Origin of the sequence: Clostridioides sp. GD02367, assembly GCF_045900275.1 — a bacterium.
In the GTDB taxonomy this organism is placed as follows: domain Bacteria; phylum Bacillota; class Clostridia; order Peptostreptococcales; family Peptostreptococcaceae; genus Clostridioides; species Clostridioides difficile_A.
Window position 1 is genome coordinate 59,083 of sequence record NZ_JBJODK010000016.1, and the last position, 16,472, is coordinate 75,554.

Here is a 16,472-nt window from a genome sequence, read left to right on the forward strand (position 1 = left end):
AGCATTAAATTATATCTATTAATTCTTTAATTTTCCTATATATCTCTTTATAGTTCATATCTTTATCTATTAACTTAGGTAACTTCATAGATATAACTCTTTCAAGTGCTTGTATATCAAACAAATCACTTTGATTTAATTCATCTCTTTTTACATCTTTTGGGATTCCTAGTTTTTTTCTTACAAGTTCAGTGAAATGTTTATAATACGTTTGAGGCTTACTACTGCCTTGACTAATAGCATAATAAACAAACTCTTGTATTTCATCTGTGAAGTCTTTTCTTACTTTTTTCCCTTCTGTTCTTATGCTTATCCATTCTTGGTCTTTTTCTGTAGCAACGTAATAGCCATGTATTCTAATTTGTTTAAGAGTTTTAGAAACCCACTTTGTAAATAGTTTTGCCTCTGGTTTATTACTTCTAAATGACATATTATATACTGCTTCTTCTGTAATGAATATGGTACCAAAGTTTGGCAATTTACTTTTAAAATTTCTAGTGTCGGAATCTCCGACACTAGACTCATTAAATTTCTTTTTATATTCTCTATCTATATTTCTTAAAGTATCACGAATATTTACTATGCCTAATTCTTCTCCTACATCATTTGCATTAAACCAAACCTCACTACCATCCTTTGACCATATCATTCTTATATTTTTCTCTTGCAAAACTTTCAACATACTACACCCTCCTAAACTAATTATTGAATTTTTGTATAAAAAAAGACCTAGAATATAAATTCCAAGCCATTTTTTATTAAATATATTTTTTCATAATACAATATTATCATGATTAAAAGACATAAATCGTACACAAATCGGTCATAAATCGTACATAAAAAAGACATAAATCAGTTTTAAAATAGATGTGTTTAATAACATTCTCAGATTTAGATAAATATAGTGTACTAATAATGTATTTAATTTATAGTAAAATTGCAGTACAATTAAATAAACCATCATACTAATTATTAAAAATTAATATGATGGTTTATTTGTATAGATTTACTTATGAGAAATTTGAATACTTTATGTAATATTGATTAAATATATATTTATCAAAAATCCAATAACAAGTAGCTCCTAAAGTATATGCAACACAGTCCCACCAATCAGCAGTACTAGGTTTAAACAAAGGCATTAGCCATTCCCAAAAAAAGCTACATAAACATGCTATAAGAATAACATGAAAATATGATTTAATCCTAATTGGATGATCCTTATAAAAAGATAAGACCAAATTTGTATATGCTAAAAAAGCCATACCACCTAAAAAATCATTAAAATAACACTTTAGTAAATATGATAGAACTGGAACATCTATATAGTGTCTATACAGATGGTTTATAAAATGTAACAAAATGCAGGTTGAGAAAATAACTATATCTACTAAGCGTAATTTATTCAACTTAACCACACAATCCAAAAATAACTAATGCTACTAACATAGCTCCAACCATTTTCCAAAAACCCATTTTTTTCTCCCTCCATCCCCTATTTTAAATCTATGTTTACAGAATACTACAAAATATATAATACTTCAAGTATTGCAAATTCTTCTTAAATTGAATAACTTTTTACACTTAAGAAATAAAGTATGGAGGTATAATTATTTAATTAAAAGTAGGTTAAAAATATTTTTAACTTATTAAATATAAATTAAGAGCATACTTTACAATATGCTCTTAGGAAATGTATTTCTTGTTTATAGGTTGTAATATTTCTCTATGATTTTTATTTTTATTATTTCAAAAATAAAAACTAAAATCACAGTTATTATCATATTTATTGTACTACTTTCTATAATATTATAATTAAACAACGCAAAAACAACAATTAATAAAATTACATTTATAGCTCCAGAAATTAAGAATGCCTTTTTCTTATTATTCATATATTTCCTCTCTAGATTATCTAAATTAGTCTATATCAAGCATTTTTAAGTACTTCTCATTAACTTTATATACATCCTTTTCTCTAGATAAAATCTCTATCTCTTCAAGATTATTAAACACTTCCATCAACTGGTCAACTAATTCAATTTCCTTTATTCCAGCCTTTAAGTATCTACTTTTATTCTTTTTAATATAATTTTCTAATGTCATAGAATAGTTATCTTTACTACAAATATATTTTAATATATGTTCTTCTGTTGCTGATAGAGTAATATCATTTTCAAACAACTCTTCTTTTAATACACTCTCTAAAGACTTTCTATCATGTATGTCTCTCATTTCATTTATAGACTGTATTATAGACTTTAGCATGAACTCTATAAATACAGTTAAATTATATCCCTTATTCTCCACATCTAGTATAGCCTTATAATACTTAGTTCTGTTTTTAGATATCATATATGATATTGAAAACTCTTTAAAAGTATCATATCCTTTATTAATTAAATATAGATATGATAAGGCTCTTGATGTTCTTCCATTACCATCACTAAAAGGATGAACATACACAAAATAGAAATGAATTATTGTACTCTTTACTAAATCATTTACTTTACTATTTTCCATAAAAGTTATTAATTCATCCATAAAGTCATATATTTTCAAAGGATCAAGTCCTGTATGTATAATCTCTCCTTTTGAATCACATACATATACTTTTTCAGTTCTGTACTCATATTCTTCTGAATCTAAGCAGTTTTCACCCAATATATGATGTAAATTATATATAAATTTGTGACTATATAATTTATCTAAATTATCTAATCCATATTCTAAGGCTCTATGATTATTGTAAATCATGTACTCACTTTTATTACTTGGTTTCATCTTTCCTCTAATTATAGATTTTGCAATCTTTCTAGTTGAAAAGGCACCTTCTATTACACTAGAATAATAAGACTCTAAGGCTAAATCATTTTTATCTTCTATTATTTTAAATATCTTACTTGATGTTAATCTATCTATTTCATCTATTGAATTTAATATGTTATAAGTTTCATGATAGTATAGTTCTTTATTATCAAAACTCTTTAAGGAAAGTATAATTTTATCTCCAGTAGAGTATTTATTTTTGTATTCTTCTATTGTCAGTTTAATCACCACCTTAGTTTATCTTTATCTATTAATATTAACAAAAAGTCTTAGTTTTTACACTATTTTTGATTGTTTATTTTATGATCTATAGTTTTATTTCTGTTAATTGTAATCTTTAATATATAAAATTTTTAAAGATTCTATAAATGTGTCTAAAAATCAATTCATTCTTCGTTATAATTATATATACATTACCATAAAGGAGGATTAATATGCTAAATAAGAAAAATATAAGTTTAATTATCTTAGTAATAGTTTTAAGTTTATTCACTGCTATATTTGTTTTCAATAATAGAAATACAAATGACAAATTAAAAGAAGTTACTAAAAATAATGAAGAAATAGTACCTAAAAACTTAGAAGATTTAAGCATAGAACAATTAACAGAAATTAGAGATAAGGCTATTGATAAAAATTTAGAAGATCTTAGAGAATTTGGAGAAGATTCAATAAAGGAGCGTAAAGATTCAATTTTAAATTTTGAATTTGGATTAGTTGCTTTTGTTAACAAAAATTATAGTAACTTAACAGAAAAAGAGAAATTAATAAGACAAATTAATATTGTTAACTATGAAAACTCTATAAATGAAATAATGGATCCTTCAGGTTCATTCTTTGAATTAGCCAATCAAAATTATGAAATTAATGAGTTTATGTTAAAAAACGGAAAAAGTTATAAGGAATGGTCATATGAATATGTAGAATTTCTAATTGATCACTTAGAAGAATTGTGCAAATTTGTCGATTTTGATGTAAAAGATGTAATAGATATTATTGATCCTACAATAAAGACAGATCTTTCAGAAGAACAAAAGAAATCTTTGAATGATAAATTAAAGAAAATGTCTTCGAGTGATACTTTAAGTGAATACATTAAGAAGGAGATAAAAAACTGGGAAAACAATTTGAATAGTTTAAATATGAATAAAAATAACTCTAATTAACTTTTTCATTGCTAATTCTTTCTAACTATAGATAATAATCATTCACTTGTAGTAAAAGTATTTACTTGATGATTATTATGATAGTGTAAAATGCACATAATGATAAACAAAAAGGACTAAATATTTATTAGCCCTTTTTGTTTACATGTATTTGTAAAATAAACTTACTATAAACATAAAAAGACCTAGAGCATAAACTCCAAGTCATTCTTATTAAATATATTTTTACTTGATTAATCATTCTTTTGTTCACTTAATTTTGACTCTATTAACTTCTTATATTCTAATGCTTTTTCATTATCTTTATCTAATTCTAGTACTTTTTCAATATCACAAGATGCTTTATCAAGTTCACCTATTTCTATATATAAGTTTCCTCTACCAATATATGCATATACATTTTTATTGTCTAATTCTATTACTTTATTAAAATCATTTATTGACTTATTATATAAATTATATATTGCATATATAATTCCTCTAATAATATACGCCTTTATATGTTTATCATCTAATTTTATTACTTTACTAAAATCATTTATTGCCTTATCATGAATTCCTTTACTTTCATATGAATGTCCTCTATTAAAATAGGCATCTATATACTTACCATCTAGTTCTATTACTTTATTAAAATCATCTATTGCTTCATCATACATTTCTTTATTTATATATGAATTTCCTCTATTATAATATGCATATACATATTTATCATCTAATTCTATCACTTTATTAAAATCATCTATTGCCTTATCATGAATTCCTTTGCTTGCATATGAATGTCCTCTATTTAAATAGGCTTTTATGTATTTATTATCTAATTCTATTACTTTATTAAAATCAATTATTGCTTCATCATACATTTCTTTATTTATATATGAATGTCCTCTATTTAAATAGGCTTTTATGTATTTATTATCTAATTTTATTACTTTATTAAAATCATCTATTGCTTCATCATACATTTCTTTATTTGTATATGAAACACCTCTATTATAATACGCATCTATATATTCATCATCCAATTCTATTACTTTATTAAAATCAATTATTGCCTCATTATACATCTTTTCTAATCCATATAAATGTCCTCTATTTAAATATGCATTTACATATTTATCATTTAACTCTATAACTTTACTAAAATTAATTATTGCCTTGTTATGCATTTCTTTATTTACGTACGAAACACCTCTATTATAATATGCATCCACATATTTATCATCCAATTCTATTACTTTATTAAAATCAATTATTGACTTGTCATACATTTTTTTACTTCCATATGAAATACCTCTATTATAATATGCATCTATATATTCATCATCCAATTCTATTACTTTATTGAAATCAATTATTGCATCATCATACACCTCTTTATTTGTATATGAAATACCTCTATTATAATATGCATCTATATATTCATCATCCAATTCTATTACTTTATTGAAATCAATTATTGCATCATCATACATTTTTTTGTTTATATATGAAATACCTCTAATATAATATGCATCTATATCTTTATTATCTAATTCTATTACTTTATTAAAATTATCTATTGACTCACTATACTTTTTTTCTTTTCCATATAAAATTCCTTTAAATAAATAACCCATTCTTTCTTTAGGATACCTTTTAATTACTCTATTAATATAGTTAAATTTTTCGTTATCATCATCTTCCAAGTTGCAAATAGTAATTGTATTTTGAATAAAGTTATTTTTTTCAACATCGTATAACTTTTTATCCATTTCATCTTTACTTTCTCTTAAATCTTTTCTTAATTCATTTATATCCTCCAAGCTATTTCTTAACTCTTCTTTTAAGTCATCCACTTCTCTTTTTTCAATAACATTATATATATTCAATCCAACCCACACAGTTGCTAATACTCCTAATATAGCTATACCTGCATCATCTTTCTCTACATTATATTCAGAATATCCAAAAACTAAATATAAACTTATAAATAATCCAGTTGATACCATTGCAACTAATGTAATTTTTTTCAGTACTTTAAATTTATCATCTTTTTTGTTTAAAAATAAAAGTGCAAAGAAAAGTATTGCTGTTATAATTCCAACACAAAATAATATTGTTTGATATCCAGACATTAAAATATCCCCTCCCATGATTATTATATTATCATAGGAAGGGACAAATTTTTTAATATCGACAATCTTTTTACCATATTTTTCATAATGGCAAAACTTCAAAGCAGTCCTTTTATCTTATCTATAATCTCTATCCTCATCTGCTTACACTTACTTGTTGAAAAACCAATCATTCTACCAACATATTCCCAAGATGTCCTATTATTTGAAAAATACTTATATTGGACTATTTTCTTTTCTTCTTCACTTAATATCTTCATTGCATTATCTATTTTTTCAACTAATAATTCCTTATGTCTTTTCTCTTTTTCTTTTAATAATAATTTCCTTTCTTTCTCTTCAACTTCTATCTCAACTACACTTTTAGTGTTATATCTTCTACTTGATTTCTCTTTAACCTCAATACCACTGCATCCTCTATAGTTATTCTTTATTATTTCTATATCAATACCTATTTTCTCTATTTCTGCTTTTGCTTTTTTATAGCTATATAACTTGCCCTCTGCGCTACTGAACAAAATATCTTTTTTATCGGCCAATATTACTTCACACTCCCATTTATGTTATAATGATTTTGTGATGACAACTTTAGAATTTTGACAAGCGGGAGCGTGAAGTAATGCTCCTCTTTCTTTTTTGAATTTTACTTATTACCAAAGCCTATTTTCTTAAAAAAATCTTCAATTTTACTTTCATTTTTTTCTATATCTTTTAGCATTTGTTCTTCTTCTCTTTTCTTGATAATAATTATTTCTTTACTATCTTTACATACATTTATAGTTTCTTTATGTATTTCTTCTTGCATAATTTCTCTATATAAATCAATTCCACTACTACCAACATTTAGATTAATTAACTCATCTATTGTACTTTCCATGCTTTCCTTCAAATTCTTTATATTTTCACTATGTTCAATAAGGCTTTTCATATTTTCTTCCATCTTAAACTCCTCCTTTAATTTTTCTTACATTTAAAGTCCTGATACATACAACCACAGTCTTTGCATTGCCAAACTATTCCGATTGATGTTTCAATCTTAAATACATTGCCACCACATATTGGACACTCATTTTCCCTACCACCAATTACTTTTACTTTTTTCAAGAGATTTCCCCCTAAACTGTTTTTCTAGTTATTCTAATGATTCTATTATCAGTTACTATTCTAGTTGAAATCTCAATATCATAATTCTCTTTCAAATTTAAAAGATGCTCATAAAAATGTTCTGCATTATCCATAGTTGAAAATGCTATTTCACACTGTCTTCCCCTAACCTTAGTACCTTTCGTTCTGAATTTTACTATATATTCTTTTTCTCTATTAACCATTTTTCAATTCTCCTCTTTAAGATATATATTCTTCTCTTTTTTCCATTTCTTTTACTACTTCTGTTGCTTTTAATAATGATTCATATCTACTCATTGACTTAGATTCAGATTTTATTTCTGATGCTATTTTATTAATGAATTCTGTTTTTCTAATATGTTCATATGTGATATTTTCTTCATGAACCATACCCCTTTTTATATATCTTTTTTTAATTGCTCATATATCTTTTGACATTCATTCTCTATCTTTTTAGTATTTTCCACTGTCTTAGTTGCATCATTAAAAACTCTATTTATTCTGACTGCAATATCTAATGATGAATTAGCACTTTTATATAAACTATTTTTAAAACTATTAATTTCTTTTACATCTTGATCTATTAATTTAATGCTTTTTCTTAATCTGATATTGTTTCTAATGCTGAAGACTGCATCAAAACATAATATCAAAATTACAATGTTAAATATCATGTACTCCCCTTCCTTAATGCATTTTTTAATTCCAAAACGGTGCTTCTTCTCCATTTAGCTCAAAAATTATAGCATTAACTATCCTAAATTTTTTTAGTTCATTTTTATACCTCTTTCTATTAAAGGTTATTTTTCCTACGAGGAAATTAATTAATAAACTTTAGCTATAATTTAATAACGTTTTTATAAAACTTTTTAATTTTATTTTTTCTCTCTCCCATTACCATTTTTTTAATGGTTTTTGACAACTTCTTTAAACCTGTGTTTTTCGCATAATGTAATCGTCTTCTATAAGCATTGCAATTGCTATATTCTTTAAATTTTTTCAATATTGTTTTTCAATACTTTGTCAAATTTTAATTTCAATATTGAAAAATGACCCTTTTTCAATATTGAATTTCTATATTTTTCAATATTGAATTTTGCTCAAATTTACTACTTTATAAAACTTCCTCTTTTCTTTACTCATTTTTCAAACTTTGCCTTTTGACTTTTCTTTATAATTTCATCTAACTCTTTGTTACTATACTGAGTAAATGTTTGTTCAAAATTGGCAAATTTATTTTTACTCACTTCTTTATTTTGTTTGACACTCTCATTTCCATTTTTAGCCATTCGTGGCACTTCATTTAAGTAAGACTCAAACTTGTTGCCAAAGATCGTCTCAGGGCGTAAATAGATGTTCATTTTGGCATCTTCTAACCATGTATGCACTTTATTATCTATTGCTTTGTAGAAATCTTCTTCAACAAACCCTTCTTTGAGTCTCGCATTAATTAAGTCTCTTGTTTTTTTAGTTGTGCTCTTGAAAGATTTATCTGCTTTTTCATTTAAGTAATCAATAATCCTTTTATGTGCCTCTTTGTCATTTGTTTTACCTTCTTTTTGCTCTGCAGGACTATATATATTATTAGTTAATTGGGTATTGTTAATATGTGTATTGTTTGCGGGTCTGTCAGAGCCCCCCCTAGGCTCTGTGTGAGCCCCTCCGGGGTTCTGTGTGAACCTAGGCTCTGCGTGAACCCCTAGTTTCGAGCTAGCTACATAATATAAATTACTAGTGTTGCTTCCTGTTTTTTTATCCTTTCTAAATACTCTTTTTATTAACTTTTTTTCTTCCAAACTATTGATAGTTCTTTTTACAGTTGCTTCACTACAACCTGCCTCTTTAGCTATAGTGCTTTTTTTGGGAAAACATGTGCTTTCATCATCTAGATGTCTAACTAATACTATATAAATCATCTTTTCATATGTAGATAAGTCTAAATTATCTATAAGCGAATTTTCTATCCAAAACCACTCTTTTTTTCTAGAATCTTTCAGAAGTTCCAAAATCTACACCTCCTTCATGCTAAGTTATTTTTAAGACAATAATTCGAATTTGTAATCATTGAATATTAAATCCTCTTCGCTTATAACCTTGTATATTATTTCCTCTATTTCTTTTTCGTAATGCATAACTAATATTTCATTCTTTTCTACTTCTACAATAATGCAATCGGTTTTTGTGCTAAATCTTACATCTTGCAATTGAATAGCTTTTCCTATCTGCTTTCTATTAAAATCTGAGATTTTCAAATTTATCACTCCTTTGATTTTGTATATTATTTATATCTTCAATGTCTTGAATTTCTTTTAATATGTCTATTTTGCTTAATGCTAATTTTAGTTTTGCATGACTAAGTAATTCTAACTTTCCATATATTTCTTCTCTAATCTTATTTATATCTGTCATTTTAACCACCTCTTTTTTGTTGATTTCGTAATACAATTATATTATATATTTGCTTACAAGTCAACTATTTTGTAATACTTCATCTTTTATTTTTTGTTGACTTGTAAGCACCATTAAAATATAATGTTCATATGGAGGGATAATAATGATAGATGAAATAAAATTAGAAAACAAAAGAATAAGAGAGCTGAGATTAAATCTCAATCTAAGTCAAGAGGAATTTGCTAATAAACTAAATTTAAAAAGAAACACAATATCTCTGATTGAGAATGGTAAAAGAAATGCAAGTGAAAGAACTTTAAATGATATTTGTAAAGTTTGGAGTGTGTCTGAAAATTGGCTTAAAAATGGAATTGGAGAAATGTTTTCTATCAAAGAATTAGATGAACAATTTGCTCATTTAGTTGGTGAACTAAGTAAAATAGAAAATAAAGTAGAAAGAGAAATCATAACTAAAATGTTCAAATTGAATAAAAAATATCTAACTGTATTTGATAAAATGATAGATTCTTTATTAGAAATAGAAGAATAGTAATTGCTATTCTTCTATTTTTTCAAAAGGCCAATGATAAAATTTTTTATCATCAATAAATTCCTTTTATCTTTATCGATATTTAGTTTTTTTATAATTTCAATTATTTCATATTTTTCCTTTTCTAAATCTCCCATAAAATCGCCCCCCTGTTTTCAAAATATTCTGATTTATATTCTTGCAATTACCCAACTTCTGAAAAACAACAGACTCCTTTCTTCAATTTTTAAGTTTTAAAACTGACATAGTCTATATTTTTGATTGTATATGTCATGTCCTAAGATGAATTCAAATTGAAAGTTAATGTGATTATTTTAAAAGTGTTTTATGTACGTAGTTTTATATGTATTATTTCGATATATATCTTCTTTATACTACAAGTATAGTACCTATTTTTGCAATAATCAACTTCCAATTTTTACCATTTATTTAATTTTATTAAATTTACAAATAAAAAACAGAGTAGTTAAAACTACTCTGTTCGCCACTTAGTTAATATAAAACTAAGACACTTTGAGGATTTTGTTTGCAGTGGAAAAAATTTACATACCACTTAGTTAATATAAAACACGTTTTGTCGGCTACCCCTGTACTTTGTCAAGCCTAATTTACATACCACTTAGTTAATATAAAACCTACTACCTCAAGTTTGGTCGCCAAACCAATTTTGAGTATTTACATACCACTTAGTTAATATAAAACTAGTTGTTGTTGCTTTTGCCTCTACTATAGTCGCCTATTTACATACCACTTAGTTAATATAAAACCTTAAAAAAAAGCTAGATTATATTTGTATTGCTAAATTTACATACCACTTAGTTAATATAAAACATAAGAATGATTGCCATTATCCAACTAGTTGTATTGAATTTACATACCACTTAGTTAATATAAAACAAGGATATGGAATAAAACTTACTGTATCGGGTGGTACATTTACATACCACTTAGTTAATATAAAACCTTTTCTAGTCATTTATTCCACCTTCTTTTTAAAAATTTACATACCACTTAGTTAATATAAAACACTGAAAAAAATAATTGTTTTTTAAATTGTTTTTTGAATTTACATACCACTTAGTTAATATAAAACTAGTGGAGAACAGGTAATTAGTCAAGTATTTAAATAATTTACATACCACTTAGTTAATATAAAACGCTTTTGAAAAATTAGGGTATGAAGTTTTATATCCAAATTTACATACCACTTAGTTAATATAAAACGAATAACACTTCACAAAAAAACTACCCGACCAATCATATTTACATACCACTTAGTTAATATAAAACTTTTTATTTTTTGAAATATAAATATATTTCTATTGCATTTACATACCACTTAGTTAATATAAAACCCCGAAATAAATTGGTCAATTTCAATACTTTCAGATACAGAAAATATTGAAATTTGCAGTGAGCCACAAGTAGTGCTTTTTGATATCTTTCAAAAACACCTTGTGACTCAGTGTTTACAAGCATCACAACGTTTATTTTCAAAATATCGCACACTGCATATTTATATATTTATTATAACATAATTTATTTAATAAAAATTTTAGTTTGTTAATTAAACTAAATATAGAGAACCAAAATTATTTAAATTTATATATACATTTTATAAAACTTATTATTTAATTTATTTTATAAATTATATATGCACTTCTTTATTAATTTATATTTCTATTTTTACTTTATATAAAAACAGAGTAGTTTAAAACCACTCTGTTTTCCACTTAGTTAATATAAAACATGTTAATATTATTTTAATAAAATACTGGTTTTTTATGTATTAGAAGATTGCAAAATAAAAGCAGAGTTAGAAGATTATCCATATTTAATTGATGTTTATAAAGACAATCCAAATGAATTTGATACTAGATCAAATCTAATCAAAGTACATTTTATTTCAGAAAAAATATTTAGTAATGATGAAGAAAGGTTTATTGAGCATGTTGGAATAAGTCTTGTAGAGTTTAAAAATAATGTTAGTACTTTATTTTATACTCATGAAAACAAATAAATTAAAAAACTCTTAACTGTTTATGATGAGAATCCGTTTAAATTGTATAATGAATTATTACAAATTACAGAATTAAAACCAAATGTTTTAAACTTTAAAATCAGTTCACTAAGTAATTTATATCAAGAGTAAAAAATCAAATATTTATTATTTGACTTTTTACTCTTTTGTTTATTAAAAATATCTATTTATTTCTATTTTAAAGGCTTTTGTTTTATAATTTATACTTTCCTACCTTATTGTAAATAATGAAATCGTTCCTTATGGCTTATATCACTTGTAATGATGATTTAATTATCATTTTAGAGTTTAAGTATATTTATTCGCAAATGCAATATTTAACTGCATCTTTATTTATTAATTTAATATCCCATCCTTTATCACCAATACTTCCAATAAGTGCAATATAATATATAAAATCTTCATTGATACAATCTCTATTTCCTCCTTGATATAAGCTAGTTCTAAATGTCCAGTCTCCATTTTTATTTTGCCTATAAAGCTCTAATGTATAAAAATTATATAATTTTCCTAAGCTATTTCTTTTTTCATGTTCAACTACTCTCAATTTGACTTTTCCATAAAAAATATACAATTCATCTTTTTCTAAATTTCCAGCCCATACATTTAGACTTTTTCTTCTAAGAGAACGTAATATTGTATTTTCTTTTACTTTTTCTGGTATAAGCATTGGATTATTTTCAGGTTGACTTAATGAGATTTCTTTAGTTCTCTCTTGGTTTGTCATAGGTCTACAGAGCATATTTATAGCAGAATCTAATTTATCTTGAATAGCATTATAACTAATAGATTCAAAATATTCTTTAATTACTTTTTTCCTAGCATATTTATAATTATAAGAACAGTTTTCCTTGTGAATAGCAGTTCCATAACGTCTTAGATGTGCACATCTTATAGAAGTTTCAGGAATAAAAGATAACATCGCTTGATGGCATTCTGGGCAAAACATCTTTTCACGATATTTATCAATTTTTCTTCCATGTAATTTAAAACAAGTTATTACATCATCTACACTATGTATGCTTTCATCCTTTATATAATAAAATTCTTCAAAACTTTTTGTTGACATATCAATACCTCCTTTTAAAAAGATTGTATCAGATGTTTTGAGGAATAGGTATATAAACGTTTTTATTAATAAAATAAAAAGCTTAAATACAGTATACACTTATCTATATTATTTATCTATTTGCCATCTTTATTTTTTGCTAATATAAGTATGACATAAAAATTTTAGAAAAATATATATAATTTAATTTTAAATTATGAACTTTTTGTAATATTGTATTAAAAAGAGGTTGCAAAAAAAGTACATATGTTCTAGTATTAGAAATAAAAAGGAGTTTTATTATGTACTATGTTTATAAATATATTAACCCAGTTACAAAAGAATGTTTATATGTTGGAAAAACAGAATATATGTATGAAAGAAATTCATCTCATTTGAATAATAAAAAAGAAGATTGGTGTACCAAGGAATTAATATTAAAGTATATTGAACTTCCATCTAAACGTAATATGGATTTTTTTGAAGTTTATTTAATAAATGAATTAAATCCAAGATTTAATAAATTAAGTAAAGGTGATATGGATACTAAGCGTATCTTTTTCGATTATAAAGATAAAGATTGGAATATATATTTAGAAGAAGACTTTACAGAAAAAGTAAAGAAAAAAAGAACTGGAAGAAAAAGAAAGATAGAAATAAAGTATGATGTAAGTCAAAAATCTATTAACTTTTTAAATAAAATAAAAAAAATAAATGCCAAGAGTGAAATGTTATATGAAAACAATGTTTTAAATGTACTATATAACCTTGAAAATAGGGATATAGAATTTTTTAAGAATGAATCGGATATTAATTTAATTTCATATGATTTTGAGATATTGAAATCTTTTGGAGGTTGTACTTTAATTTCAATGTATCGTAGCTGGACAGAATGTATAGCAACAAATAAAGAAATCCTTATAGATATAGAATTAAAAATTAGGGTTGGTTCTTTGATTAATTTAATGGAGTTAAAACCAATTTTTGAATCTGAAATTATTAAAATTGGTAAACATTTTAATGATATTCTTAAGATAATTGGAATTGATTGTGAGTGGGATAAGCTTTCTGATTATTGTAACATAAACTATTAACTATATATTAAAAAATATATTAGAATTAAACTTGACAAGAGAAAATTATAAATAATGAATTTAAGTATTAAAAGTAAGTAAATTTATCATTTATACTATGACAACCCAAAAATTATCTTTTTAGCACATTGAAAGAGGCTTTTGGGTTATCATATTAATTAGTAACAAATAGTGTAACTTATTACTTTATTTTTATTTCTCATATTTATTTCTATAGTATAAATCAGCTTCTTTTAATCTAATGTTCATTTTTTTCCAATGATTTTTAACTTGGGCTCTTATATTAGTTTTATATTTACTGTTTTCTTTAAAAACATCATGTGCTTTATAAGCATATGTTAAAAAGTTTCCATGCTTATTATTGACACCTCTTATTTTTTTATGTTTAGGATTTGCTCCTAAATGAGAGTATATACCATATAATTTTTTTCTAAAAATTTTTCTATTAAGTACTACACTACATTTACTTGAAACAGTTGCCTTTCTGTACATTCTTTTATAGTACTTAAATAAACTTTTATCTCTTATTTTTACAGAATTTCCGTCAAAGCTAAAACCTAAATAATTTATTAAGTTTTTATTTGTATGCTTTGCTCCTATTACTTTCCCTTGACTGTATATAAATTTAGATGTTTTATTATCATTTATAACTACATTTAATTTTGGGATTGATGTTCTCATGGCATTAATTTTTTCTGTATGTTTAATATATTCTTCATCATCGCATATTGGTATAACAATTATAATATCATCACAATATCTGCGATACATTCCTTTATTACTTGTTACATAATTATTTATATTTTTATCAAAATCTATCATATATATATTTGAATATACTGCACTAATTGAAGAACCCTGCGGTATCCCTATGTTCTTTTTACCTTCATAGCTATCTCTATGTTTTTTAAGGTATTTTTTTTTAAAAGATTGAAATTCTTTAGATGTTTCAAAAATTTTATCTAATTTATTATATTCTTTATCATTTATACCTTTATATTCTAAAATGTCATTTCTATTAATGTATGTAAAGTTTGTGATATTTTTAAAAATTGCATAGTGTTCTTTTGGTAATTTATCGCACTTTAAAACATCGTAAAGTTTTTCTTTTAAATATGAATGGTCTAATCTGTCAAAGAACTTAGAGAAATCAGCTATATATACATATGCTTTCTCTTGTACAGATATAAAATCAATAACCTCTTTTGCAAAGTGAATATTGCTTTTTCCATTAAATATATTTCTATAAGCGATTGAAACACGATTTATTCCATATTCTTTAGCTATTTTATTATAATAAGTATTTAATTCATTGGCATAAAATTGATATATATATCTATCTAAATGTGCTGAATAATAAATTTCTCTTTTTTTAGGTTCACTTTGTTTAAATTTTTTTGGATTTATAATTTCATAATGAATAAATGGATAAAATCCATGACTTGAAACCCAATCTCGATTTGATATTTTAACTTTATAATCTTTTGAATTTTTCCTAGAATCGAAGTGGACATAAGGTTTATATTTAAAAATTTTTCTTTTATTCATATTTTTCCTCTCAAGTTGAGCTTGCTAACTAGATAATTCGTAGCTATTATCAACTTTAAGTTAGCAAGCATTCTTAAAAAATTAGGTTGCCCTGCTACTCTCCTCATGATACTTTCATGTATAATCTTATTATAACATCAGATTGGAGGTTAAAGTTCTTGTACAACATATGGCTTATAATAGCAGTTATACAGACTTATCTTTTGAATAACATCAATTTAAACATTGACATATTGAATACAAATTCCCCTTAAGACTAAATCTTAAGGCATTATCTATTATATCATACTTTTTTAATTTTTAAATAAAATAAACCTTATTAATTATAATAAAACTTTTCATTTTTTAATTGACATATTTATATCAAAAATAAGAATTTGAATAACAAATATTTGAGTACTAAAAATTGACAAAGCACTAGAAAGATTTAAATCACTATGTTGTTAAAATTTCTTGAGATTTTAATTTTAAAAATATAAATCTTTGTCCAAATATTAATTTTAAAATTATAGTAGTCAACCTTTTTAAGTTCTATTTTTCTATGTCTTAGAAACGCTACATAT

At 24.4% G+C, this 16,472-nt stretch carries 19 protein-coding genes and 1 CRISPR repeat array; of the genes, 3 read left to right on the forward strand and 16 right to left on the reverse strand.

The features are described from left to right. Nucleotides 1–4: 4 nt before the first annotated feature. From Q3223_RS17260 to Q3223_RS17270, 3 genes are all read right to left on the reverse strand, one after another. Nucleotides 5–682, reverse strand: a complete 678-nt coding sequence (locus tag Q3223_RS17260; protein ID WP_407812255.1) for a Bro-N domain-containing protein — start codon at nucleotides 680–682, stop codon at nucleotides 5–7. A gap of 1,024 nt (nucleotides 683–1,706) precedes the next feature. Then, the gene (locus Q3223_RS17265; RefSeq protein WP_407812257.1) at nucleotides 1,707–1,895 is read right to left on the reverse strand and encodes a hypothetical protein; all 189 of its coding nucleotides are present in this window, start codon (nucleotides 1,893–1,895) and stop codon (nucleotides 1,707–1,709) included. 25 nt (nucleotides 1,896–1,920) lie between these two features. After that, entirely contained in the window at nucleotides 1,921–3,060 is a 1,140-nt protein-coding gene (locus Q3223_RS17270) for a Fic family protein (RefSeq protein ID WP_407812258.1), read from the reverse strand. A gap of 203 nt (nucleotides 3,061–3,263) precedes the next feature. Between Q3223_RS17270 and Q3223_RS17275 the strand changes: the two genes are divergently transcribed. Continuing rightward, complete coding sequence (locus Q3223_RS17275) at nucleotides 3,264–3,995, forward strand: hypothetical protein (RefSeq protein ID WP_407812259.1); 732 nt, start codon at nucleotides 3,264–3,266, stop codon at nucleotides 3,993–3,995. Nucleotides 3,996–4,228: 233 nt separating this feature from the next. Here Q3223_RS17275 and Q3223_RS17280 read toward each other — a convergent pair whose 3' ends face one another. From Q3223_RS17280 to Q3223_RS17325, 10 genes are all read right to left on the reverse strand, one after another. After that, the gene (locus tag Q3223_RS17280; protein WP_407812260.1) at nucleotides 4,229–6,112 is read right to left on the reverse strand and encodes a tetratricopeptide repeat protein; all 1,884 of its coding nucleotides are present in this window, start codon (nucleotides 6,110–6,112) and stop codon (nucleotides 4,229–4,231) included. Nucleotides 6,113–6,210: 98 nt separating this feature from the next. Continuing rightward, nucleotides 6,211–6,651 carry an RNA polymerase subunit sigma gene (locus Q3223_RS17285; RefSeq protein ID WP_407812261.1) on the reverse strand — a complete coding sequence of 147 codons (441 nt, stop codon included), beginning with the start codon at nucleotides 6,649–6,651 and terminating at the stop codon, nucleotides 6,211–6,213. A gap of 104 nt (nucleotides 6,652–6,755) precedes the next feature. Continuing rightward, the gene (locus Q3223_RS17290) at nucleotides 6,756–7,052 is read right to left on the reverse strand and encodes a hypothetical protein (protein ID WP_407812262.1); all 297 of its coding nucleotides are present in this window, start codon (nucleotides 7,050–7,052) and stop codon (nucleotides 6,756–6,758) included. Between the two features lie 14 nt (nucleotides 7,053–7,066). Then, a complete protein-coding gene (locus Q3223_RS17295; RefSeq protein WP_407812264.1) occupies nucleotides 7,067–7,216 on the reverse strand; it encodes a hypothetical protein in 150 nt (49 codons plus the stop codon). Nucleotides 7,217–7,227: 11 nt separating this feature from the next. Further along, the gene (locus Q3223_RS17300; RefSeq protein ID WP_223195722.1) at nucleotides 7,228–7,440 is read right to left on the reverse strand and encodes a hypothetical protein; all 213 of its coding nucleotides are present in this window, start codon (nucleotides 7,438–7,440) and stop codon (nucleotides 7,228–7,230) included. A 16-nt stretch (nucleotides 7,441–7,456) separates the two neighbouring features. Beyond that, entirely contained in the window at nucleotides 7,457–7,627 is a 171-nt protein-coding gene (locus Q3223_RS17305) for a hypothetical protein (RefSeq protein ID WP_407812265.1), read from the reverse strand. A gap of 8 nt (nucleotides 7,628–7,635) precedes the next feature. Further along, nucleotides 7,636–7,911 carry a hypothetical protein gene (locus Q3223_RS17310; RefSeq protein WP_223195724.1) on the reverse strand — a complete coding sequence of 92 codons (276 nt, stop codon included), beginning with the start codon at nucleotides 7,909–7,911 and terminating at the stop codon, nucleotides 7,636–7,638. A 465-nt stretch (nucleotides 7,912–8,376) separates the two neighbouring features. After that, complete coding sequence (locus Q3223_RS17315; protein ID WP_407812267.1) at nucleotides 8,377–9,243, reverse strand: conserved phage C-terminal domain-containing protein; 867 nt, start codon at nucleotides 9,241–9,243, stop codon at nucleotides 8,377–8,379. Nucleotides 9,244–9,273: 30 nt separating this feature from the next. After that, nucleotides 9,274–9,489, reverse strand: coding sequence for a hypothetical protein (locus tag Q3223_RS17320; RefSeq protein ID WP_407812268.1), 216 nt, complete (start codon nucleotides 9,487–9,489; stop codon nucleotides 9,274–9,276). Further along, nucleotides 9,470–9,646, reverse strand: coding sequence for a hypothetical protein (locus Q3223_RS17325; RefSeq protein ID WP_227831817.1), 177 nt, complete (start codon nucleotides 9,644–9,646; stop codon nucleotides 9,470–9,472). The genes Q3223_RS17320 and Q3223_RS17325 overlap by 20 nt, the downstream gene beginning before the upstream one ends. Before the next feature lie 145 nt (nucleotides 9,647–9,791). Here Q3223_RS17325 and Q3223_RS17330 point away from each other — a divergent pair, with 145 nt between their 5' ends. Next, nucleotides 9,792–10,178, forward strand: a complete 387-nt coding sequence (locus tag Q3223_RS17330; RefSeq protein WP_407812269.1) for a helix-turn-helix domain-containing protein — start codon at nucleotides 9,792–9,794, stop codon at nucleotides 10,176–10,178. 14 nt (nucleotides 10,179–10,192) lie between these two features. On the opposite strand, the gene Q3223_RS17335 is transcribed toward Q3223_RS17330, so the two are convergent. Together Q3223_RS17335 and Q3223_RS17340 are read right to left on the reverse strand one after the other, a co-directional pair. Beyond that, a complete protein-coding gene (locus Q3223_RS17335) occupies nucleotides 10,193–10,315 on the reverse strand; it encodes a hypothetical protein (protein WP_407812271.1) in 123 nt (40 codons plus the stop codon). A 403-nt stretch (nucleotides 10,316–10,718) separates the two neighbouring features. After that, nucleotides 10,719–11,533: a CRISPR direct-repeat array (repeat unit 29 nt; unit sequence ATTTACATACCACTTAGTTAATATAAAAC). A gap of 984 nt (nucleotides 11,534–12,517) precedes the next feature. Further along, nucleotides 12,518–13,288 (reverse strand): hypothetical protein, encoded by a 771-nt coding sequence (locus Q3223_RS17340; RefSeq protein ID WP_407812273.1) that lies wholly within the window; start codon nucleotides 13,286–13,288, stop codon nucleotides 12,518–12,520. 281 nt (nucleotides 13,289–13,569) lie between these two features. On the opposite strand from Q3223_RS17340, the gene Q3223_RS17345 reads away from it, so the two are divergent. Further along, the gene (locus tag Q3223_RS17345; protein ID WP_407812274.1) at nucleotides 13,570–14,361 is read left to right on the forward strand and encodes a GIY-YIG nuclease family protein; all 792 of its coding nucleotides are present in this window, start codon (nucleotides 13,570–13,572) and stop codon (nucleotides 14,359–14,361) included. Nucleotides 14,362–14,553: 192 nt separating this feature from the next. Here the strand turns inward: Q3223_RS17345 and Q3223_RS17350 are convergent, their stop codons facing one another. Continuing rightward, complete coding sequence (locus Q3223_RS17350; protein WP_407812276.1) at nucleotides 14,554–15,909, reverse strand: reverse transcriptase domain-containing protein; 1,356 nt, start codon at nucleotides 15,907–15,909, stop codon at nucleotides 14,554–14,556. Nucleotides 15,910–16,472 lie beyond the last annotated feature (563 nt).

Bases quoted from the DNA above. Each gene is read 5' to 3' on its own strand.
- Q3223_RS17260 (WP_407812255.1), bottom strand. From the start codon at position 682: ATGTTGAAAGTTTTGCAAGAGAAAAATATAAGAATGATATGGTCAAAG.
- Q3223_RS17265 (WP_407812257.1), bottom strand. From the start codon at position 1,895: ATGAATAATAAGAAAAAGGCATTCTTAATTTCTGGAGCTATAAATGTA.
- Q3223_RS17330 (WP_407812269.1), top strand. From the start codon at position 9,792: ATGATAGATGAAATAAAATTAGAAAACAAAAGAATAAGAGAGCTGAGA.
- Q3223_RS17275 (WP_407812259.1), top strand. From the start codon at position 3,264: ATGCTAAATAAGAAAAATATAAGTTTAATTATCTTAGTAATAGTTTTA.
- Q3223_RS17310 (WP_223195724.1), bottom strand. From the start codon at position 7,911: ATGATATTTAACATTGTAATTTTGATATTATGTTTTGATGCAGTCTTC.
- Q3223_RS17300 (WP_223195722.1), bottom strand. From the start codon at position 7,440: ATGGTTAATAGAGAAAAAGAATATATAGTAAAATTCAGAACGAAAGGT.
- Q3223_RS17305 (WP_407812265.1), bottom strand. From the start codon at position 7,627: ATGGTTCATGAAGAAAATATCACATATGAACATATTAGAAAAACAGAA.
- Q3223_RS17325 (WP_227831817.1), bottom strand. From the start codon at position 9,646: ATGACAGATATAAATAAGATTAGAGAAGAAATATATGGAAAGTTAGAA.
- Q3223_RS17340 (WP_407812273.1), bottom strand. From the start codon at position 13,288: ATGTCAACAAAAAGTTTTGAAGAATTTTATTATATAAAGGATGAAAGC.
- Q3223_RS17335 (WP_407812271.1), bottom strand. From the start codon at position 10,315: ATGGGAGATTTAGAAAAGGAAAAATATGAAATAATTGAAATTATAAAA.
- Q3223_RS17345 (WP_407812274.1), top strand. From the start codon at position 13,570: ATGTACTATGTTTATAAATATATTAACCCAGTTACAAAAGAATGTTTA.
- Q3223_RS17290 (WP_407812262.1), bottom strand. From the start codon at position 7,052: ATGGAAGAAAATATGAAAAGCCTTATTGAACATAGTGAAAATATAAAG.
- Q3223_RS17350 (WP_407812276.1), bottom strand. From the start codon at position 15,909: ATGAATAAAAGAAAAATTTTTAAATATAAACCTTATGTCCACTTCGAT.
- Q3223_RS17280 (WP_407812260.1), bottom strand. From the start codon at position 6,112: ATGTCTGGATATCAAACAATATTATTTTGTGTTGGAATTATAACAGCA.